The following is a 20,666-nucleotide window of genomic DNA, read 5'->3' as shown; positions in this document are numbered from 1 at the left end:
TATTGAACAAAATGTAATCATTATGAAATATAGAAATCTTGGAACAACAAATGAAAAACTCTCTGCGATTGGGTTAGGTTGTATGGGAATGAGCTTTGCTTACGGACCTACGGACGAAAAAGAGAGTATTGCGACATTGGAACGAGCATTGGACCTCGGCATTAATTTTTGGGATACCGCGGATATGTACGGCAACGGTGCCAATGAGGAACTTATTTCAAAGGTGCTTGTTCCCAACCGTGACAAAGTTTTTATTGCAACAAAATTTGGGTTTCGCTTTAAAGATGAAATAGCAGGTCCAAGTGGTACGGCAAACACCTATTTTGATGGCTCGCCCGAATGGATAAAACTAGCGGTGGAAAAAAGTTTAAAACGCCTTAGAATCGATACGATAGACCTTTATTATGCACACCGCGTAGATCCCAATATTCCGATCGAAGACACCGTAGGCGCTATGGCAGAATTGGTTAAAGAAGGAAAAGTAAGGTATTTGGGCTTAAGCGAAGCATCTCCCGCCTCAATCATTAAAGCAAATGCGGTACACCCTATAACTGCCTTACAGAGTGAGTATTCGCTCCTTACACGTGATGTAGAAAAAGAAATCTTACAGACCGTACGGCAATTGGGGATAAGTTTAATTCCCTACGCGCCTCTAGCGCGTGGATTATTTTCCAATTCTTTAAATTTAGAAGATCTTGCTTCGGACGACTTTAGAAGAACCCTCCCTCGTAATCAAGGTGAACATGCATTGAACAATGCACATTTAGTCGCCGACTTCTCCCTACTGGCAAAAGATAAAAACTGTAGTCCTATACAACTCGCTTTAGCGTGGGTGCTGGCACAGGGAAATGACATCATTCCTATTCCTGGAACTAAAAAAAGAAAATACCTGGAGGAAAATGTTGGTGCCCTTGATTTACAATTATCGAATGATGATTTAAAAAAAATAGATGAAATACTTCATAAATACCCCAATATCGGAGCGCGATACAGTGAAGGTGCTATGGCTTTAGTCAACCATTAATCCATTTTTGAGATTATGAGTGGCTTGCCGCCACCACTTATAATCTCTAATATTGTTCTCATCTCATCCGTCCTTGTTAGGCTGTCATGATGTGCTGTATGAACAGAGACGAACACCAAGTCCTGTTCCACTTTTTTTGAACGGAAAAACAGGCAAATGACGCCCAAATATTTAATCCGGACATTTAAGCTAGTAAATAGGCGAACCTCAGTATAAGTATAGTCACTGGTATTGTGTAACAAATTTGCAAAGGAACACGAAATTGTCGCCGAAAGTTCACATTAAAAATTATTTTAGAGGATATTTATTAATTGGGCATACTTGATTCACGAGGGAATCTAATCAAATAAAACCCTACTAAAGAAACACTTATACAAATTAAACAATGATAAACTTAAACCTTTTCAAAAAAATCATCTTATCGGTCTTTATGGGCTGTGTTTTACTGTCCTGTCAAAATGAAAAAAGCAGTCCGAATACATTAACGGAAGAAGAGCAAAGTAACGGCTGGCAACTTCTATTTGATGGTACCACGCTTAACAATTGGCATACCTACAATAATAGTAAAAATGCTCCTACAGCCTGGGTTGTAAAAAATGGAACTATTTACTGTGATCCAAACAGTGAAAGCCAAAAATATGACTTAGTATCGGACAAAGAGTATAAGAATTATGAGTTTAAGTTTGAATGGAAGCTCGAAAAAGAGGGAAATAGTGGCGTTTTTGTCAATGTACAGGAAAGACCGGATATCAATGCGACCTATCATTCTGGACCAGAATACCAATTGTTGGCAGATTCTCATCCTGATTTTGATAAACCTCTAAAGCGTTCAGGTTGTCTTTATACATTTCTACCGCAGCAAAACTTTGTCAATATTAAAGCACAGGATGATTGGAATGAATCGAGTATTATTCAGAAAGACGGAAAGGTAACGTTCTACCTGAATGGTAAAATCACCGCTGAAATGGATTTTAATTCAGACAAATGGAAAGATTTGGTAAAACATAGTAATTTCAAAGACTATCCAGAGTTTGGTAAACATATCAGTGGGAAACTAGCACTACAGGATTGGTCGAGAGGTGTTTCATTTAGAAACCTAAAACTAAAGTCCTTGTAACAAAAAAGATCCTTAGCTTGCGCTAAGGATCTTTTTTGTTACAAGGACTTTAACTCTTATGAACTCAGCCCGGTCGTCTGGCTTTAACCCTCCTATTATCTTCCTGTCCCGCTTTCATTCCCCGCCTTTCATCCACTGTCTTTGCCAATGAAATAGATCAGGAATTAAGCTATCCCATCGCTAGACATTTAGTCCTTAATAAAAATGCCTGTACCTTGATTTGAAAAAAACATCTTATACAGCCCAAAAACTCCACAAGACTTTAGCAGGCTAAAAGAATTTAAAATTAAAATACGGTATAAAAAAGAAATAAAATACCATATAAAATAACTTATAGCTAATTAAATTTTAAAAACGTTACCTAAAGTAAGTCACATAAAATCCTGACTTAACTATATTAATGAAGAAAATTATATTCATCGTCCTAGTCTCCTTGATTTCGTTCGCAGGATATGGGCAAGAAAACATGCAGAAAAAATCAGCAATTCGAGTGGGTTATGGACTTGTTCCGGTCCAAGAGATCGGCACAATGCTCGGCGAGGGAATATTTATGGGTTTACTCGGACGAGAAGTAGAACATTCCAGCGGAACTGGCACATTTACTGCCGGGTATTCACGTAATTTAGACAAAAGACTGTCTATAGGCATCGACGGATTTTATGGTAAAAATACGGTTTCTTACAAAGATGATCTTGGGGATTCAAAATGGAATGTTTTTGGGGGACTTTTGAATATGCAATATAGCTATTTGAATAAAACTAAACTTAAACTATATGGAAAAGGAGGTTTGGGCTATGCAAAATTTAACAATAGACAAAAAGAAGATAGAGCGAGCTTCGGTGCGCTATCCTATCAATTTACGCCGATAGCCATTCGTTACGGTAATAAAATAGGTATCTATGGCGAATTTGGTTTCGGCTACCTCGGGATTGCAAATGTCGGGATATCCTTCAAATTGTAAACTATTCAATCTTGGTGCTTCAATAACAGTTAAAACAATACAAATAAAAATCATTATGTTAAAACTTACAATATCAGTACTTGCTGTAGCACTCGCTGCAAGCAGTTGTTCAACAACATTAAATACGAAAAAAATGAGTACGAATACAATTGGTCTTTCCGTAAAAATTCAATCAACAAATGCTATTGCAGTTAAAAATCCAACGGGCAAGATTCGTCTGTATGCAGTTTCGGCCCAGATAGCAGATGTACCAGCTACAATGATTCTGGAAAAGAGTTTTACAGCGAACCAAATACCTTTTGATCTCAAACTCGATTTACCTAAAAATCACCTTAAGCGCATCCAGCCTAAAGTCAGTGACGCTGAGCCCATAAAATACTACGTAACATTAGATTGGGATTCCAACGGAGACGGTGAAAAGGGAAAAGGAGATATTGCGATTGACTTCAACAAAAAGTTTCCTACCGTGATCCTTGGACAAGAAAATGAAATTTTTGTGGTAGAATCCAAATAATAAAAAAGTGTCCCAAGAGGTATTCGTCAGAGACGAGATAGCTCTTGGGAAATAACACATCAATTAGCAGTAAACTACCGCCAGTCAATTCTTGTATCTATCCAAAAACAATCTCTATTCCGCCGAAATAAGTCGTCCGGTCTTTGGTGATTGTAGATAAGTTCTTCCAAGGCGTTAAAATTATAGCGAAACATGTCTTCATCTTTTGATTGAATGGGGCGCAGAATTGAATCTTCATCATCGATAAAAATGTCGGATTCAAAAATATTGATTCGATGTGTATTCACCCATGCAATAGCCATCTCCTTACTCATGCGCTCCAATGCTTTGGTCGCTTCCTGAAATTGTTTCATTTCCCAGGGAAGATCTTCGGGATAATGTGAGGCAATATAATCTTGATAAGCTTTTATATCACCTTCACGGAGACATTCGTTGCGAAGCAACAGCCTTGTTGTATCCCGAGCAAAGCTAATATACTCCGGTCGCATAAATAGGCCGTACCTTTTACTATACAATTCTATTTTTTCAGCTAGTTCTTGCCTCATAATTTAATTGCGCAGCAAAAATCATCCCAACATACTCACTTCTAAGGAGTTTAGACTAAAAAAAATAGATTTTATATATTTTTAACAATCCAATTGAAGAAAATTGAGCGCACATTCTATTTTTTTATGTACACTGAGATAAATAACATTTCCTGTATTTTTAAAAAATCTTTAAGCCAATGATTCCTGCGACGATTAATGTTGCAGACAGGAGTCTAAATACATTGGCCGAATCTCCGAAAAAAAAGATTCCGACCATTAATGTGCCCACTGCCCCTAAACCTGTCCATACGGCATATGCTGTACCTATAGGAATAGTTTTTTGAGCATAAAATAATAATCCGCCACTAATGCTCATGGAGACAATAGCGAATAGAATCCAACCAAATTTATTGGAATCTGGCTGTTGAGCCATTTTTAATCCGAGCGGCCAGCCAATTTCAAAAATGCCAGCAATAATCAATGCAATCCAATTCATTTTCAATAGTTTAAATTTCTAAAGCAAAGATAATCGCTATATAAGGGGCATTTTTTGACTTATATCAAAATCGTGTACTTATCGTCGTATCCGGCTAAGCGTTTCCTGTGTAATTCCTAAATATGATGCAATATGGCCAAGATTAATTCTATTTAACAAGTTGGGCTGTAGGCGGATGAGAGATTGATATCGTTCTACTGCAGATTCGGTATGCAGGGACATAATCCGTTCTTCAAGAATAATACAAACCTCCTCAGCAATCTTTCGGCCTATAAGATTTAGTTCAGGATAAATCCGATACAATTCATTCAAATCGTCCACAGAAATTGCATAGATCTCGGAGTCTTCCAAAAACTGAATATTTTCAAAAGAGGGCTTTTCAGTATAAACGGGCAAAATCGATCCAAAAATCTGGTTTTCCTCACCAAACCAACTGTTCATTTCACGTCCATTTTTAAAGAAATAAGCACGAATCAGTCCTGTACGCAAAACAAAATAGCTTGATAAATGCTGCCCCTCCCTCAAAAAATGCTCACCCTTTTTCTTAAAAAAATAACGAGTCCTATTTTCTACCGCTTTCTCAATTGTTTCGTTGAGATAGCCATATTTTTTAAATTGTTCAATTAGGGGATTCATACTATTTTAGATTAAAATCATTCATAGTTTATCGAATTATCTGCTGGATTATACTTTAGAAGTTCTGTATATGCATCGCCTTCAATTCCCAATAGCTGACAAAATGCAGGCTCAGTTTTTACCCCGCTCCTTTTGAGCTGTCTGACCTGCTCAGCGAATTCTTCACCCCTCAATTGAATGATTTCATGCTCTTTAAGCATATGTAAATATCCATTCTGAATTTCAGTTGCTTTATCCGTTGCATAAATTTCAAAAAGCTGCTCTTCAATCGAGAAGCTGCACACGATTACATGACCGGCAGTCCGCTGTAACCGAAAATGTGCATGCTGCGAAAAATTAAGAGACAGCTTTTCTTCAAGCGCATCAAAATCATCTACACAAAGAATAATGTCTACATCACTCCCATCAACATCTATCTGAATCGGTATCGTACCAACCACAATCGGACTGTAGTCCTCAAGACGGTTAATAATCTGATAATCCATCAGTAACCGATAGGCTTTTTTCTGCACTTCATTTCCACTATTCAAATAGTCTATATTTCTAAAATTTATGGTCATAAGCAATTTGATAATTCGATCGCATAAAATAGGTCTGAATATACTAAACAACAAAAGAAAATGGTAACTATATCCTATAAAAAAGGATAAGTCTCGTATCTTTATTTGCAACACATCATTCATATGCAGGAGATCCAACATTTCTATCTGAACCAGAAAGAACCAAATAAAAGCTGTCTTTTAGCATTAAGACATATTATCCTTCAACAGGATGCGGATGTGAGTGAAACCATAAAGTACGGTATGCCTTGCTTTTGCTATAGAAAAAAAGCACTCTGTTACCTTTGGACCGACAAACGGACTACATTTCCGTACCTACTGATGGTTGAAGGTAAACATTTGGACCAGGTAGAGCTGGAAGCAGGTCAGCGTGTTCGGATGAAAACATTGCCTATTGATCCACAGGAAGATCTTCCGATAAATACGATCGGAGATATTTTAATTACGCCGAATAGTCTATGCAGAAACCTACTATCAAGAAGCAAAAAGATAGGTTTAACGAAACCTAGATCTAAATACATTAAATTTTTACACTAAACTATCTACCTAAAACGGAAATAGCATACTCCAATTGTATATCAATATTGTCTGTAATTTTTTCACTACTAAAAGGGATTGACACATCGGGAGGAAACCCTACACCTTCGTATATGCGCCCATCAATATATTTGAACGCTGCCGAAGAAGTATAAACAGTTAAATAGCCCGGCACTTTAAATGTTCCCGCTTGAAACAGATTAGTTGCTCCAATAGGTCCAGTAGCGCCCCAGCTGGTCTCTCCAATTATCTTTACATTAGGCAAAAGACGGAGAGACAACATTATTAATTCAGCGGTGGAAACTGTGAATCTATCTGCGAGTATAATGATCGGAAGTAATTTACGTTTTTCTTTTTTTCCAGCAGGTATGACAGCTTTAATCCAAGGACTATAATCAAGCATTCCATTACTCCTCTTATATTTGCTAAAACCGATAGTTAATTCAGACTGAACAAAATGATTTAAAAAAAATTTTAAATCAGCCAAATCTCCCCCAAAGTTGTATCGTAAGTCAATAATCAGCCCCTTATATTGATTCAAATAGATCCTTTCGAAGAACTTGTCTAAAATAAGTTTGACATTTCCTTCTGAGTTTGAGTAAAAGGATCTTTCTAAGGAAAATTGATTACAGTGAAAATATATAATGTTTTTATCAATAGTTGCTAATACAACCTCTTGTGATTGATTATTGATCTTTGTTAATTCGTCTATACCCTGTAAATAATCTGCATCAAAATACTTTTTATCTAATGTTGAATAGTCAAATGGCAATCTAAAATCGCTTGCTTTTGCCTTTTTATCTGAAGCTGGAAATATAATTGCTCCTCCAAGAATACTATCTTCGAACACAATTTGGAAATGAGAATCTATCAATCCTTTAGTTATTTCTCTAAAATAATCTGCAGATAGAGATATATCATCTGCGTGGTTTATATTTAGATTTCGAAATAGTGGTTTATATTTATTATAAGCCATATTCCAATTTGTGGTATCAATATCCCAATAGATATAATGCGTCCTCATTCCACACCAAAAAGCTTCAAAAATTTCGTCAAAATTTCTTGGTTGTTTTACTATATTAGGATTATCATTATATTCGGAAGTCTTGCATCCAATTAAGCTTATTAAAAATAAGAAACAGTTAGAAATTTTCATTTAATATTTATAAAACATTTTACACCGAGAGAAGTTACTAATGTCTTATTGACTTTTCTTTTTTGATTTAATAAGATTCCTCTTTCTTGCCCTGTCAGGGATCCCAAATAATCAACACCTAATTTTATAATTATATTTCTACACACAAAAAATCCAATACCAGTACCAAGTACCGTTCCAAATTCGCTCCTCTTGTCTCTCATCATATTAAACTGATATTCGTCTTGATAATTCACTAAACGATAGTATTCAATTTGATCTTCATTTTTCGATACGTCTATACTAAAAATATCTGGGACAACACCCATGACATAACCATTCATCCAATATCCAATATATGCTCCTCCCGATAATAAAAAATAATATTTGTTTCCCAAGGGAATGTCAAACTGCATTTTTAATGGTAATATAAAATAATTATTGTTAAATTTAGTCGTATATTCATACGGCTCACCACTAACTAAAGAGTATTTTTTTTGAGCATAAATTAAAGACAACGAAATTGAAATTTTTTCTTTTAAATACATTTCAGCATCGATACTATACGCAAAACCGTGTCCTGGAGCAACCTTCTTTATAAAATATTTGTTAAAATTATTAATCATATAATTTCTAGTATATCCTGAGCTTAAACCCAAAAATATTTGCGATTTTGATGATGTTGCTACTAGAGTACCTAAAAAAATCAATAAAATATTTCTGGGTTTGCACATGAAATCTGAATAGAGAATATAACAGAATAACTAACTTTATATATCTACAAGCCCTGAGATGGTAAAAATGTTTTTACTAAAGTAGCTTTAGCCCCCCCATTATTTGGCACCACGTCAAATGATACTCGGACGTATATAGGCGGTGGATATCCAGCTTTACCTAACCCACTCATAACATCGGCCCAATAACTAAATTTAGCTGGGTTGCTCGCAGATGGGTTACGATAAACTATATACCGCTGTTTTCCAACTTCTTCAACTCCACCTTGTCCTATACCAAATACATTCGTATAAAATTGATCACTATGTACTAATAAGTCAGTATTAATGTTTTTGATTGTAGCACCTGTGGAAGTAGAGTTAATTATTGCAGGATTCCAAGTTATATTAACAGCATCTGAATCAAACCAAACTTTTGCATCTGAATACGTTTCCATGCCCATACTTCCACTTCTTGGATCCTCTGATTCTATAGTTACAAAGTTTTGATTGATTCTAACTGTAGGTTTACTATTTACATTAAACACTCCGAGCACTTGATTATATTTTGGAGAGGCGCCATCACCAGTTTGACTATTATATTGTCCCGGCAATTTTAATTTCAGATCTTGGATAGTTCCATTGTTGACCATAGTACCGTCCAACTTAATATCTGTATTTAGAGTCAAATTTAGCGAAGTTCCTCCATTAGATCCTCCAAGAATAGCATTCAAAAATCCTTTAACAACTCCAGAAGCAGCATTGTTAATTGCGTTAGTATATGGACGACTTCCAATAAGGCCGTCAAAAGCCTCAACAAAATTAATCCCTCCAGTAAATGTTGTTACACCACCTATTAGTAAAGCCCCGAAGTTAATTCCTCCGCTTGGCGTCCCAGGAATAGACTTAACGGTACCAGTCTGCGTACCGTTAATGGTAACACCTGTTACATTACTCCATTGGGATGTAAATTGTAAACCGTATCCTGGGAAAGATTTTGCTTGCTGACTTATTGTTGGATCATAGGCCATCTCATATTGAAACACTAACCAAGTACCTCCAGCGGAAGAAATTTGTTGATTTAAAACTTGTTGAAACTTCGGAAGATTATATGTCGGGTCAATTTTCTCTTGTGTATTAAAGTTCAACATTGGAGAAGTTGCGCCTGCTCCATAAATCCCCAAACCATGAACAACATGAGAGGTTGCAATCGTACTAGCTGGTTGCCACACGTAGATTCTTAAAAGTCCTCTATATACATTATACAATGAAAAAAAGTATGTATAATTTACATCATTTAGCACAATAGAAGGAGAGAAAGTATTATAAACAAGCTTCCATCCATCAGCTTTCTTATAATCACCAACCAAATTTGGGTCAATCGCTGTAGTACCGGAATTCCAGGGTAACGGTAATGGATTTGTACCACTGCTTGGCTTATAAGGCACATAGGTACTTGCCTCCCAATCGAAATCGTAAGCTGAAATTGGACCGGCTTTAGTTTTGTTATTCGTCGAAACAATTTGTGTATTCGACTTTTCTTTTTTACAACTAACACATCCAAATAAAGCTAAAACAAAAATAAACTTACAGTAAGCATTATAATTTTTCATAATTTCAACATTTAAGATTATATCATAAAATAAATAATATTTAAACGAAAAATAAAGGGGATTATATTAATAAAATATTAAATTTAAGTAAACAAACTTTACATTAATTTATACATAAACTTTTTATAAAGTAAAAACAATCTCAAAAAAGCACATCTTTCCTATTAAAAAATATTATTTTCATATAAAAAAGAATTCAAAGGTGGTTTCTTTGCAAATATCGGTTATACCTATACGGATTCAAGATCGGTGAACGATGGAGGATCTATTGCACAGTCGATGTGGCGTGATCGTTATGTTTCGGGCAATCCAAATAGTGCTGATCTTTCTTATTCGACTTATCTGGTTAAAAATAGATTTATTGCCAACTTCTCTTACCGTAAAGAATACCTGGATCATTTAGGAACGACATTCTCCTTATTTTATCAACTGCAGGATGGGCCTCGTTACTCCTATACCTATGGCGGTGACCTGAATAATGATGGTTTGTCGGGCAATGACTTGATTTATATCCCGAATAGTAAAGCTGAAATTGCTCTTGTTGGCGACAATGCGCAAGACACTCGGACAGCTGATCAACTATGGTCTCAATTGAACGGATACATTAATCAGGACAATTACCTCAATGCACACAGAGGCCGATACGCGAAACGTAACGCATTGGTAGGAAAAATGATCGGAACACTGGATATTCGTATCGCGCAAGATGTGTTTTTAAATACCAGCGGAAAGAAACATCAATTGCAGATTACTTTTGATGTATTTAATTTCGGTAATATGATCAACAAAAGCTGGGGAGTTGCCCAATTTGCCAACAAAGCAAACGGTATCTTAAATTACAAAGGATTGAATGCGCAGGGACAACCGACATTCTCATTCCCTTATTTAGATGCAACAAATCAGATTCCTTTAACCAACACTTTCTCGAACAGTGTGGATGAAACTTCACGCTGGAGAATTCAGCTGGGTGTACGTTACCGATTCAACCAATAAACAAAAAATAGTGTAAATTTGAACCCATCCTATAACAAAGGATGGGTTTTTAGTTTAATAATCATGAAAAAACTAGCGCTTTCCATTTTTACATTTCTTGTGACCATGACCTGTCAGGCACAGCATTTTGACCTTGTCCCGCTGGGCATATATGGTGGCGAACAAGAAGACAATCTTTCTGCTTATTTAGTAGGAACTCCAAAAGACACGGCCTTCCTCTGCCTCGATGCCGGAACTATAAATACAGGTATCAGAAAAGCCATTGCATTGAAAAGTCTACATGGGTCGGTCGAAACAATTTTGCATAACCAAATAAAGGGATATTTTATTTCCCATGGACATCTCGATCATTTATCGGGTCTTATTATTAATTCTCCTGCCGATAGCAAAAAGAACATTTTTGCTATTGATCCCGTCCTTCAAATTCTACAAAATCACTATTTTATAACGGATACCTGGATCAATTTTGGGGATCAGGGCCAAAAACCCATACTAGGAAAGTATCATTACAACAGTTTACAAGAGGGGCTGGAAACGCAAGTACCAAATACGACATTATCTTTGACGGCATACGAGCTTAGCCATGTAAATCCATATAAAAGTAGTGCTGCTCTCGTCCACTACGACAACCACTATCTTCTTTACCTTGGTGATACCGGTGCCGATCGGGTGGAAAAATCCGATCAACTAGATAAGCTCTGGAATAACATTGCCCCACTGATCAAAAACAAACAATTAAACAGTATATTGATTGAAGTCTCCTTTCCAAATAATCAACCGGAAAATTTACTCTTTGGTCACCTAACCCCCAATTTGTTGCTAGAAGAACTGCTAAAGCTCAAAGAAAAAACGGGACTGAAAAACTTGGAAGGGCTCAGCATTGTGGTCACACACCGAAAACCAACTGGTAAAAACCCTGAAATCATTAAAAACGAATTGCTCAAGAATAATCCACTTAAAGTAAATTATATTTTCCCCGAACAGGGCAAAAAGATAAGTTTAAATTAATGTAAAAAAGATGAAACCGATAGTGGTTTCATCTTTTTTTACTTAGAATTCTTCAATTATATCTGCAATTGTCAAGCGTGATTTTGCGGTAATGGCAGGCTGATTTGCATCCTCCACATGTCGATAGCCAATAGCAACTGCAAACAGCGTCTGATAGCCATCGAGTTCCAGTATTTCATCGTAGACGGAATTTTCAATTCCTTCCATTGGAGTTGCGTCAATATGATTTGCAGCACAGGCTGCAAGAAAAAATCCCAAAGAGAGATACACCTGTTGCTTCATCCAGGATTGAACATGGACCTCCCCTTTCGACTGCAAAAATTGCTTATAGTAATTAATCGATCCCTCTGGAAGCGTCTTTGCGATTTGCTCTTCAAAGCGATCTACATCGGTAAGTGCACTAAAGACAACCAGATGGCTTGCCTCATTTATCTTCTGTGCGTTCCAATACGATGCCGCAGCGAGTTTTTGTTTCATGTCCCCAGAAGAAACAAAGAAAAACTTCCATGGCTGGCTATTGATGGAAGATGGACTCAATCGGATTATTTCCTTTAATTCAGCGATTTTCTCCTCCGGAATTAGCGCTTCTGAATTATACTTTTTCGTTGTGTAACGTTGCTTTGCAGTTTCTAAAAAAGCCATAACATACAAGATTAAATTAACTATATTTTTTATAGTTGCAAACTTAAATATAGTGTTATATATTTGCAATAACGGTCAAACTTGATAGTAACAGATGTATTTGATAGACAACAAACAATATCCATGCAGTACCAGCCTGACTATGAAATATATAGGCGGCAAGTGGAAGGCAGTAATTTTGATTCATTTAATTGAAAAAAAACGCTATAATGAGCTGAGAAAAGAATGCCCCTTAATTACAGAGCGTACATTAAGCTTACAATTAAAGGAACTTGAGGCTGATGGTTTAGTAAAACGTACAGTACATACCGACAAAGCTCCTTTGAAAGTAGATTACGAACTGACAGAATTCGGAAAAACACTTATTCCACTACTCGAGTCGATCGCTGAGTGGGGAAGAGAAACGGCAGGTCGGACCGAACGGATTCAACAAATGTAACCTCAGCAACTTTCGATCACTCAAATCAGCTATAATGAATGAGCATCTAAAAAAAATCAATGCTTTAATTGACGGTTTTGATGCGGAAACAAACTCAGCATTACAGGCCATTTCCAAAACCAAAAAATACAAAAAGGGCGAATTTCTTTTATATCAAGGTGAGGTCTGCAAGTCTAGCTTTTGGATAGAGGAAGGTATTACGAGGAAATACTATATGAATGAGAAAAAAGAAGTAACGACTGAGCTACTTTTTAAACATGATCTCGCAGTCGCCTTTAGCAGTTATGTTTCGAATCAGCCTAGCAGGGAGTTTATTCAGGCAATTACAGACGTTACTGTCTCGTGTATGGATAAACACGCTTTTCAGTATCTCAAAATAAATCATCCTCAACTCATTCAACTCGATCTTTTAATGACAGAATACTATACAATGTGGTTAGAAAAGCGTCTATTTGAATTTCACACCCTCAGCGCCATGGAAAAGTATAAGCTACTCCTTAAGGAACAGCCAGATTTCATACGCCATATACCGCTTACCTATATTGCTTCTTATCTGGGAATTTCCCTGGAAACATTAAGCAGGGTCCGTACAAAAATCTAATTATTTGATTTAAGTCAAATGCCAAACCAGTACATCTTTCAAAATTTGCAGTACATTTTGAAAATCAACTATCATGGCAGAAAAAATCAGATTTATAGGATTTGATATCCTGAGAGCTTACGCAATCTTTGGGATGTATATCGTCAATTTTAATCTCGTTCTTGGAAATCCACAACATACCAGTTGGCTAGGCCAGTTTCTCACGCTCTTTAGCGGTAATTCGAGTACAATATTTGTTGTCTTATCAGGCATGGGACTTACTTTGCGAACAGAAAAATCTATTTACGCGTCTCCGCAAGAACAAGTTAAACTAAAGACTATTGTGCAGAAAAAAGCAGGTTTTCTATTTGTTTTCGGATTATTATTATCTATTTGGTGGCCTGCAGATATCCTTCACTTTTATGGATTTTACATGTTTATCGCCTCCTTCTTGCTATTCGTTGATAAACAATACTACATATATGGAGCAGTTTTCTTCACGATCATTTTTCATCTTTTGCTCATTTTAATTCCTTATGAAACAGGATGGAATTTTGATACACTATCTTATACCGACAATTGGAGCCTAAAGGGGTTTATCAGAAACTCTTTATATAATGGCTGGAATTCTATTTTTCCGTGGATGTCTTATTTCATGATCGGTATGTACCTGGGTAAACTGGACTGGACCAGCGCCATCGTTCAAAAAAAACTGTTTCTCATAGGATTGGTATTATACCTTGTAGTACAAGTTGCTTAATGTATCCCTCAAAACCTCATTGGCATGGCAGCCTACTCGTTTCTAAACGCGGATTATCTTCCTCCGGTACTTCCATTTTTAGTCAGTACAATAGGTTTTAGCCTGCTACTTATTAGCAGCTTCATGTACATTAGCCGCTTTATTACTCCCAATACATTTGTCAACTGTCTCGCGAAAACTGGCCAGATGACATTAACGCATTATATATCCCATTTAACATTAGGCATCCTATTATTTTCTTTTTTGGCTAGCAAGGGGGTGTTTAATCAAGTAATCGACCAGCAAGCAACCTTATCACCAGGGATGATTCTCTTCCTATCATCTACCTATTTTATCGGCAGCTATTATTTCAGCAAAATTTGGACAAAAAAATTTAAGAACGGTCCATTTGAATTTCTTTTAAGACAAGCATCGAACTAGGGACACGTTTAAAGACAGCATTTACACATCAGGAAGTTTTTGTGATATAAACTTCCTGATGAATTAACAAAATGCGATCACAGCCGAAAAACAGATCAATGCGGCCACTAAAAAACCTCTTCGACAAGTTCTTTATTAACCATTGCTCCAGCTAGATTTCCTGTAGCAACAGCATTCGCCACCGAACGCATCATACTAGAATTATCTCCACAGGCAAAAACTCCTGCAAGTGAAGTTTTTTGAAAATTATCTATTTTAATATGCCCCTGTTCCGTTATTTCACAACCCAAGGCGGCAGGAATAGCCGAATGTTGCCTAAAAGGGATGGCTGCATAAACAGCATCGAAGGCAAGTTCACGACCGTCTTTTAATTGTACCTGCTGAACCCATCCATTCTTGTGCTGGATTTTACTTATTTCTTCTTCAATGATCGAAATACCGTGTAACTTCAGTTTTGCTTTCTGCTTAACATCAAAACTAGCCTTACCCAAAGTCAATAGCGTTAAGTCGGACGACAGATTGTGAACCAAACCTGCAAGGTGAAGAGCTCTTTCACCATTGGCCATAATAGCAGTTTTTCCTTTTCGAAATTCATAACCGTGACAATATGGGCAATGGATAACCGAAATTCCCCAACAGGCTGAAAATCCCTGTATACTAGGCATAATATCTTCCACACCAGTCGCAAAAATGAGCTTTTTAGCCTGAAAGACGTCCCCATTTTCGGTGGTTATTTCATACCCTGTAGCTGTCTTCGTGCCGCTCACAGCAAGCCCTTTCTGGAACTTAACACTCGGGTAGTTCAGGACTTCTTCCCTTGCTTTTTTCGCTATACTGAGCGGCTTTTCACCGTCATGCGTGATGAAATTATGGGAGTGCGGCGTCTGTCGATTACATGGCAGCCCACTATCGATAATCAACACATTCCGCAAGGAACGTCCCAATGCCATCGCTGCAGAAAGCCCCGCATAACTTCCCCCAACAATAATTACCTCATAGCTTCTATCATCCTTCATATATACATTATTAAATATTAATCTTTTTCTGACAAATGATGAAGTAGAATGGAAAATTTTCCTCCACTTCCCTAATTTCCATTAATCCATAGGGATCGAATTCGGCATGAATGGAATCAACATCGTAAAAGAACATATGTACTCCACCAAACATTGCAAATCGATCAGTGCCTATGGCCTCCCCCTTTCCGTAGATGCTTGCTTGCTTTGATACGGTCGTAAAAATCATATAACCTCCTTCAGCTAATTGGTCAAAACAATGCTGGATTAACGCATTACGTTCTTCAGCATCCAATAAATGAATAAGCCCGTAACAAAATACACCGTCATATATATCCTGATCAAAAGGCATTTCATTAACTGAACCATGATGGATAACCGTATCTGCCCCAAAGGATTTCCGGGCGAGCTCTATTGCCGTTTTCGAGATCTCAATGCCTGTAATTTTTATTCCATTTTCCAAAAAAGGGCGACCGTTGCGACCGTAGCCGAACCCAGGAATCAGTATATTTTTGATGTTGTGCTCCAAAAAAAAGCCTACTGCAAAAATTGTAGACTGTGCGGCTTCATCCCCCCACATTTCTTGCTTCTCTATAAAATTACGTTCCCAAAATTCCATACTACTGGTGCTTATATTGTTTAAAATTGAAATCGATCCTGTTAGCTATACCAATTCGGTACTACAATGGATTAAAAGTCTACTCAGCGAAGATAGTATTTTTCGCTATTGCAACTATGTAGCAAAAAGACTCAATGCAATTAAATTGCAAATAAATTACAATAGGATGAATTATTGAAATCATGGTTATTTATCAGTATTGAAAACCTGCGCTAGGCTTAAATATCTTTGCTGATGAAAATGAATATCATCAAAAAACAAAACATGAAAACTATAAAGACATTTTTAGCCGCTTCATTATTTCCATTGCTTACGATACAGGCCAGCGCACAAAAGTTGGATAAGATGCTTTGGTTTAACGAACCAACAGAATGGAACATTAAAGACAATTCGCTGTCGATGTTCGTTACGCCTAAAAGCGATTATTGGCGTATCTCTCATTATGGATTTACAGTGGATGACGCCCCCTTTTTCTATACGCTACGCGGGGGAGAGTTTGAGGTCAAGGCAAAGATCTCTGCGAACTATCAAACCCGGTTCGATCAAGCAGGTATTATGCTGCGCATTGATCATGAAAACTATATAAAAGCAGGAATCGAATTTGTCGACGGAAAATACAATTTAAGTACGGTCGTTACGCATAAAACAAGTGATTGGAGCATTGTTCCGATCGATAAGGAAATCCCCTACATCTGGATCAAGGCGATACGTCGATTAGATGCTGTAGAATTTTTCTATTCCTTTGATGACAAGCAGTATATCATGATGAGAAATGCCTGGCTACAGGATAATCACCCTGTTATGGTCGGTCTAATGGCAGCTTCACCAGACGGCAATGGCTTTCAGGCCAAATTTGATTATTTTACGATCAAACACCTTGCAGACCAACGTCGAAGCAAATGGCTGAAAGAGAATAATTGAAACTAAAAATACCGACGCCCGCCTAAGACAGTCGCATAGACGGGCGTTATCTTAAGTCAGTATGTCCTGCTGCATCTTGTTAAACACACTCACTGCTTCATATGAATTTCGCACGCGAAGCTTTTGGAGTATATTTTGCCGATGCCGATTAACTGTATTTATGCTCAGGCCTAGTTTTTCGGCAATTCGCTTGCTAATCATCCCCTCCTTGATACAGCTTAAAATTTCTTTCTCTCGTGTACTAATTGAAGTTTTCGCACCATAACCATCCAAGTGATGGACTACGCCTGTTACCTGATTGAGGATATAATTTCGGAGATTGATTGACGTTTCAGTTTCTGGTAATAGGGTATAACAGCATAAAGCCAACTGTGGGAATTCCGGTCCTGGGGTGTCCAAGTAAAAAATTTGATGGGACAGCTGCATGATTTGCCCCTCTCGCCCTTCGACCCGCAGGATGCTGTTTGCTTGATAATTGAATCGCTCCTCCAGATCCGTTTTTTTGACCAAGTCGAGAAATTGAAGCTCCAAAGCATGCTTGATGGCCAAATCATCGGGGTAAACACGTTCGAGAAGAAAATCTTCCCAAATTCCATTTATCTCCATTTTCTTTTCACCTGCAGGAAGATAAAGTCGCTCAGCAATTGTTCCGATATAGGTATAACTCCAGTTCGCTGTCAGGTCACTCAGTACGGCTATACCATTATGAATGTCGGCAAAAGTTTTTGCGTAACTCTTATAGTGTTTTAGCACAGATAAATCAATGCTGCTATTTCGTAGTCTACGCTCCGAAAAATTCTTATCTAATTTTTTTTTGATCTCCGATTTCATTTCATTTCACACTTAAAAAGCTTCACTTTAGGCCTTTAAAAAGAAAGTCCAACGCGAAGATAAGGCAAGGTTGCTTCTTTACTAAAACCGACTACCCCCTGAATCGTGAGCAGGTCTCCAGGCATAAAATAAATTCCACCGCCATACCCCATATGCCAGTCATTGGAATTTTCATGACTCATCCAAACCCTTCCGACATCATAAAAACCAATTGCCCCGACTGTTCCAGGAACGATATAAGAAGAGTAGCTAAATAATTTTAATCGCATGTCAAAATTATTATATAGCGCTGTTTTCCCAGTGAACCGTCGGGAATTATACCCTCTTAAGCTCATTTCACCTCCAATTTGCGCATGCTGATAAAAATAGGGATCTCCCCATACCGCATCAAATCCCAGACGGTTTGCGAAAGTAATATAGTTATCGGCAACCGTTTTATAAAAACTCATGGAATGCTGCAATTTTGTATAGTTGCGGCCCTCCCCTCCAATTTCAGCATTCCAGCCAAGCCTGGTATGTACATGTACTCCAGATTTAGGATTGGCCATATTATCACGTGTATCATAATCTATCCCGCCAGTAAGCCCAGTGAAGAAATTACTTCCATAGATAGGTTCCGATGGATATCTTTGATGGAATTCCTCAAAATAACGTCCAACATTATTCGATTCTTTACTCGTATAATATTCGGAAGAAGATCCATAGAACACCTTGAATTTAGGCGCTAGGTACTTTTCCAAAAAAATGTCACCGCTCACAAGGTCAAATCGATTTCGGTAATACGAAATGCGCTTTGAATCCGATTTATCGAAAATAGTATTGTTTCCATATCCAAAGAAATTACTCAGGTTTTTGGGACCAAGGGACGAAAGATGAATATAAAGATCATGCCCTGCAATGAGATCTTTATAATTCCCTTTGTAATCAAACATAAATGATTCGCGACCGGTCAAATAACTGCCAAGAAACTGATGCCGATAAGCATAAGGCTTCTTTCTGAACCCCTGATTCTCGATCATATACCCCAGTCCAAAAATAAGTCCACGATCAACCCCATAATCTAGGTTAAAAACGACCCCTTTACGATCATAGATAAAATTTTCATAGTCAAACTTATGGACAGCGCTGTCTTGGCTCAACTTCAGATGAATAGCATCATCAACCTGCATAGCACCCCGCTCCTGATTTTTACCATCATAGATATAAACTTTGCTGCCATTGGCAAATTTATCAGTTGTACGATATAGATTCTGTCCATCCCCCCCAATCAGCCGGATCTTTATGGGCGATTTACCTGATCCATGTAACTTATATTCGTCAGTGCCCGATATGCCATATATACGAACTTCTTTGGTCTGATCAGGTACAAAGGTGCGTTTTAGCAGTTTTCGCCCTTCGGTACCATCTTTTTTCTTGTTGTGGATATTGACAGTGACCGAGCCATCCTTATTGTAATCGACATCCACAAATTCAGATTTGGCGGACAATGGTAGTTCAACGACACGCGCAAGAAATCGATAGTAGGTCAGTCCGCTTTCCATCAGCTCGTCTCTTCTTGAACGAATATTTGTTTCCAATTCATTCGCACTCATTTTCACAATTGTATCAGGCATCGTTAACATCGCTTGATGAATCAACGAATCCGTCAGTGTTTTCTGAACAAACTGTATTTCGTCAATCCATTCATCCTCTGTAAGATGAGTGAGAAAAAAATGATCAAAAGTACTCGCATTAAAATTCCAATGGGGCACATTTCGGATATGTGGACTAAAGGGTTGCAAATGAGCCTTCAGCCATTGATAGGAAAGTAATGTGGGAAATATACCCGAAGTTTTATAATATACCTTATCCCGATCCCTTGGGACGGGAGTATAGATATTTTTACCTTTTTCTTTTTCGGGATCCCAACGCCAATTATCCTGATGACGATCCCAGTCCCCAAGCGTAAAGTCGAGCATCCGCGCACGTAGTGTGAGCTTCTGATCAATCTGCGTATCGTTGTCTTCCAACACTTTACGCATTACTTTTGCGCTATTATCTGTTTTTTGATCCTCAAAAGGGGTGCGCGCCTCAAACATATAGGCCCTATTTTTAAATACCTCACGATACTCGCCGAACCTAGGGTCATCTCCTACAAAAACCAGTTCTGGCGAAGCTGATGGAATACCTAAGGCTTTATTAAATGGCGGAACGGTCAATGCACCAAAGGGATGATGTATCGAAATCTGATCTTGTACGATATCTTTTGCAAATGTCTTTCGAAGGCTTTCCGGTAGACTACGTTCAGGGTATTTCTGAATAGACCTAAGAACCCACTCCCTACCCATAGAATCTACCAGTCGAAGTGACTGTGTCTGCATGCCACCACCCAACTTAACAATCTGAAGCCCGCCTCGCTCTGTAGCGAGATCCATCACACGCATCTTAACAGGCGTATTATATAATTTACGGTAACTATCTCCAAGCCAAAATCGATGCAGTAAACCCACTCGGTCATATTCAGGTGCGATCACCGTGGTAATACTGTCCATACGTTGTGCATGCGAACTAAAAACACAGCAACAGGCAATTAATGTAAAGATTCTTCTCATTTTATCTAAGTCG

The 20,666-nt window shown here is 37.7% G+C and carries 24 protein-coding genes; 12 read left to right on the top strand and 12 right to left on the bottom strand.

The genetic code is table 11. The features are described 5' to 3' along the window. Positions 1 to 22 precede the first annotated feature (22 nt). The 4 genes from OK025_RS17760 to OK025_RS17745 all read left to right on the top strand — a co-directional run bounded on the left by OK025_RS17760 (position 23) and on the right by OK025_RS17745 (position 3,616). Positions 23 to 1,024, top strand: a complete 1,002-nt coding sequence (locus OK025_RS17760) for an aldo/keto reductase (RefSeq protein ID WP_317665797.1) — start codon at positions 23 to 25, stop codon at positions 1,022 to 1,024. A gap of 385 nt (positions 1,025 to 1,409) precedes the next feature. Continuing rightward, positions 1,410 to 2,141, top strand: coding sequence for a DUF1080 domain-containing protein (locus OK025_RS17755; protein WP_317665795.1), 732 nt, complete (start codon positions 1,410 to 1,412; stop codon positions 2,139 to 2,141). 400 nt (positions 2,142 to 2,541) lie between these two features. After that, complete coding sequence (locus OK025_RS17750; protein ID WP_317665793.1) at positions 2,542 to 3,102, top strand: hypothetical protein; 561 nt, start codon at positions 2,542 to 2,544, stop codon at positions 3,100 to 3,102. Positions 3,103 to 3,235: 133 nt separating this feature from the next. After that, a complete protein-coding gene (locus OK025_RS17745) occupies positions 3,236 to 3,616 on the top strand; it encodes a hypothetical protein (protein ID WP_317665791.1) in 381 nt (126 codons plus the stop codon). Between the two features lie 74 nt (positions 3,617 to 3,690). Here OK025_RS17745 and OK025_RS17740 read toward each other — a convergent pair whose 3' ends face one another. The 4 genes from OK025_RS17740 to OK025_RS17725 all read right to left on the bottom strand — a co-directional run bounded on the left by OK025_RS17740 (position 3,691) and on the right by OK025_RS17725 (position 5,835). Beyond that, positions 3,691 to 4,161 (bottom strand): hypothetical protein, encoded by a 471-nt coding sequence (locus OK025_RS17740; protein WP_317665789.1) that lies wholly within the window; start codon positions 4,159 to 4,161, stop codon positions 3,691 to 3,693. Positions 4,162 to 4,321: 160 nt separating this feature from the next. Next, entirely contained in the window at positions 4,322 to 4,639 is a 318-nt protein-coding gene (locus OK025_RS17735) for a DMT family transporter (protein WP_317665788.1), read from the bottom strand. 78 nt (positions 4,640 to 4,717) lie between these two features. Continuing rightward, positions 4,718 to 5,275, bottom strand: coding sequence for a Crp/Fnr family transcriptional regulator (locus OK025_RS17730; protein WP_317665786.1), 558 nt, complete (start codon positions 5,273 to 5,275; stop codon positions 4,718 to 4,720). 17 nt (positions 5,276 to 5,292) lie between these two features. Further along, positions 5,293 to 5,835 (bottom strand): DUF4269 domain-containing protein, encoded by a 543-nt coding sequence (locus OK025_RS17725; RefSeq protein WP_317665785.1) that lies wholly within the window; start codon positions 5,833 to 5,835, stop codon positions 5,293 to 5,295. A gap of 123 nt (positions 5,836 to 5,958) precedes the next feature. On the opposite strand from OK025_RS17725, the gene OK025_RS17720 reads away from it, so the two are divergent. Further along, positions 5,959 to 6,372 carry a DUF1801 domain-containing protein gene (locus OK025_RS17720; RefSeq protein WP_317665784.1) on the top strand — a complete coding sequence of 138 codons (414 nt, stop codon included), beginning with the start codon at positions 5,959 to 5,961 and terminating at the stop codon, positions 6,370 to 6,372. A gap of 1 nt (position 6,373) precedes the next feature. On the opposite strand, the gene OK025_RS17715 is transcribed toward OK025_RS17720, so the two are convergent. The 3 genes from OK025_RS17715 to OK025_RS17705 are packed head-to-tail and all read right to left on the bottom strand — an operon-like array spanning position 6,374 to position 9,833. Further along, the gene (locus OK025_RS17715) at positions 6,374 to 7,528 is read right to left on the bottom strand and encodes a S41 family peptidase (RefSeq protein WP_317665783.1); all 1,155 of its coding nucleotides are present in this window, start codon (positions 7,526 to 7,528) and stop codon (positions 6,374 to 6,376) included. Continuing rightward, positions 7,525 to 8,241, bottom strand: a complete 717-nt coding sequence (locus OK025_RS17710) for an outer membrane beta-barrel protein (protein ID WP_317665782.1) — start codon at positions 8,239 to 8,241, stop codon at positions 7,525 to 7,527. The genes OK025_RS17715 and OK025_RS17710 overlap by 4 nt, the downstream gene beginning before the upstream one ends. Positions 8,242 to 8,285: 44 nt before the next feature. Continuing rightward, the gene (locus tag OK025_RS17705) at positions 8,286 to 9,833 is read right to left on the bottom strand and encodes a hypothetical protein (RefSeq protein WP_317665781.1); all 1,548 of its coding nucleotides are present in this window, start codon (positions 9,831 to 9,833) and stop codon (positions 8,286 to 8,288) included. 249 nt (positions 9,834 to 10,082) lie between these two features. Here OK025_RS17705 and OK025_RS17700 point away from each other — a divergent pair, with 249 nt between their 5' ends. Continuing rightward, the gene (locus tag OK025_RS17700; RefSeq protein WP_317665779.1) at positions 10,083 to 10,826 is read left to right on the top strand and encodes a hypothetical protein; all 744 of its coding nucleotides are present in this window, start codon (positions 10,083 to 10,085) and stop codon (positions 10,824 to 10,826) included. 63 nt (positions 10,827 to 10,889) lie between these two features. After that, positions 10,890 to 11,834 (top strand): 3',5'-cyclic-nucleotide phosphodiesterase, encoded by a 945-nt coding sequence (locus OK025_RS17695; protein ID WP_317665777.1) that lies wholly within the window; start codon positions 10,890 to 10,892, stop codon positions 11,832 to 11,834. A 42-nt stretch (positions 11,835 to 11,876) separates the two neighbouring features. Here the strand turns inward: OK025_RS17695 and OK025_RS17690 are convergent, their stop codons facing one another. After that, positions 11,877 to 12,476: a nitroreductase family protein gene (locus OK025_RS17690; protein WP_317665775.1), complete on the bottom strand. Its 600-nt coding sequence runs from the start codon at positions 12,474 to 12,476 to the stop codon at positions 11,877 to 11,879. A 142-nt stretch (positions 12,477 to 12,618) separates the two neighbouring features. Here OK025_RS17690 and OK025_RS17685 point away from each other — a divergent pair, with 142 nt between their 5' ends. The 4 genes from OK025_RS17685 to OK025_RS17670 all read left to right on the top strand — a co-directional run bounded on the left by OK025_RS17685 (position 12,619) and on the right by OK025_RS17670 (position 14,675). After that, the gene (locus OK025_RS17685; protein ID WP_317665773.1) at positions 12,619 to 12,915 is read left to right on the top strand and encodes a winged helix-turn-helix transcriptional regulator; all 297 of its coding nucleotides are present in this window, start codon (positions 12,619 to 12,621) and stop codon (positions 12,913 to 12,915) included. 34 nt (positions 12,916 to 12,949) lie between these two features. Continuing rightward, on the top strand, positions 12,950 to 13,516 hold the full coding sequence (locus OK025_RS17680) for a Crp/Fnr family transcriptional regulator (protein WP_317665771.1): 567 nt from the start codon (positions 12,950 to 12,952) through the stop codon (positions 13,514 to 13,516). A 73-nt stretch (positions 13,517 to 13,589) separates the two neighbouring features. Beyond that, positions 13,590 to 14,255 (top strand): heparan-alpha-glucosaminide N-acetyltransferase domain-containing protein, encoded by a 666-nt coding sequence (locus tag OK025_RS17675; RefSeq protein WP_317665770.1) that lies wholly within the window; start codon positions 13,590 to 13,592, stop codon positions 14,253 to 14,255. A gap of 24 nt (positions 14,256 to 14,279) precedes the next feature. Continuing rightward, entirely contained in the window at positions 14,280 to 14,675 is a 396-nt protein-coding gene (locus OK025_RS17670; RefSeq protein WP_317665769.1) for a DUF418 domain-containing protein, read from the top strand. A gap of 107 nt (positions 14,676 to 14,782) precedes the next feature. Here the strand turns inward: OK025_RS17670 and OK025_RS17665 are convergent, their stop codons facing one another. After that, a complete protein-coding gene (locus OK025_RS17665) occupies positions 14,783 to 15,691 on the bottom strand; it encodes an NAD(P)/FAD-dependent oxidoreductase (protein WP_317665768.1) in 909 nt (302 codons plus the stop codon). 10 nt (positions 15,692 to 15,701) lie between these two features. Further along, positions 15,702 to 16,310, bottom strand: coding sequence for a class I SAM-dependent methyltransferase (locus OK025_RS17660; protein ID WP_317665767.1), 609 nt, complete (start codon positions 16,308 to 16,310; stop codon positions 15,702 to 15,704). Between the two features lie 264 nt (positions 16,311 to 16,574). Between OK025_RS17660 and OK025_RS17655 the strand changes: the two genes are divergently transcribed. Then, entirely contained in the window at positions 16,575 to 17,231 is a 657-nt protein-coding gene (locus OK025_RS17655; protein ID WP_317665766.1) for a DUF1349 domain-containing protein, read from the top strand. A 51-nt stretch (positions 17,232 to 17,282) separates the two neighbouring features. Here OK025_RS17655 and OK025_RS17650 read toward each other — a convergent pair whose 3' ends face one another. Both OK025_RS17650 and OK025_RS17645 read right to left on the bottom strand, forming a co-directional pair. Next, positions 17,283 to 18,062 (bottom strand): helix-turn-helix transcriptional regulator, encoded by a 780-nt coding sequence (locus OK025_RS17650; protein WP_317665765.1) that lies wholly within the window; start codon positions 18,060 to 18,062, stop codon positions 17,283 to 17,285. A gap of 35 nt (positions 18,063 to 18,097) precedes the next feature. Next, positions 18,098 to 20,653 carry a BamA/TamA family outer membrane protein gene (locus OK025_RS17645; RefSeq protein WP_317665764.1) on the bottom strand — a complete coding sequence of 852 codons (2,556 nt, stop codon included), beginning with the start codon at positions 20,651 to 20,653 and terminating at the stop codon, positions 18,098 to 18,100. Positions 20,654 to 20,666 lie beyond the last annotated feature (13 nt).

It is taken from the genome of Sphingobacterium sp. UGAL515B_05 (assembly GCF_033097525.1).
Taxonomy (GTDB): domain Bacteria; phylum Bacteroidota; class Bacteroidia; order Sphingobacteriales; family Sphingobacteriaceae; genus Sphingobacterium.
The sequence above is the reverse complement of the archived record's forward strand: the minus strand, read 5'-3'. Positions and strand labels throughout refer to the sequence as shown.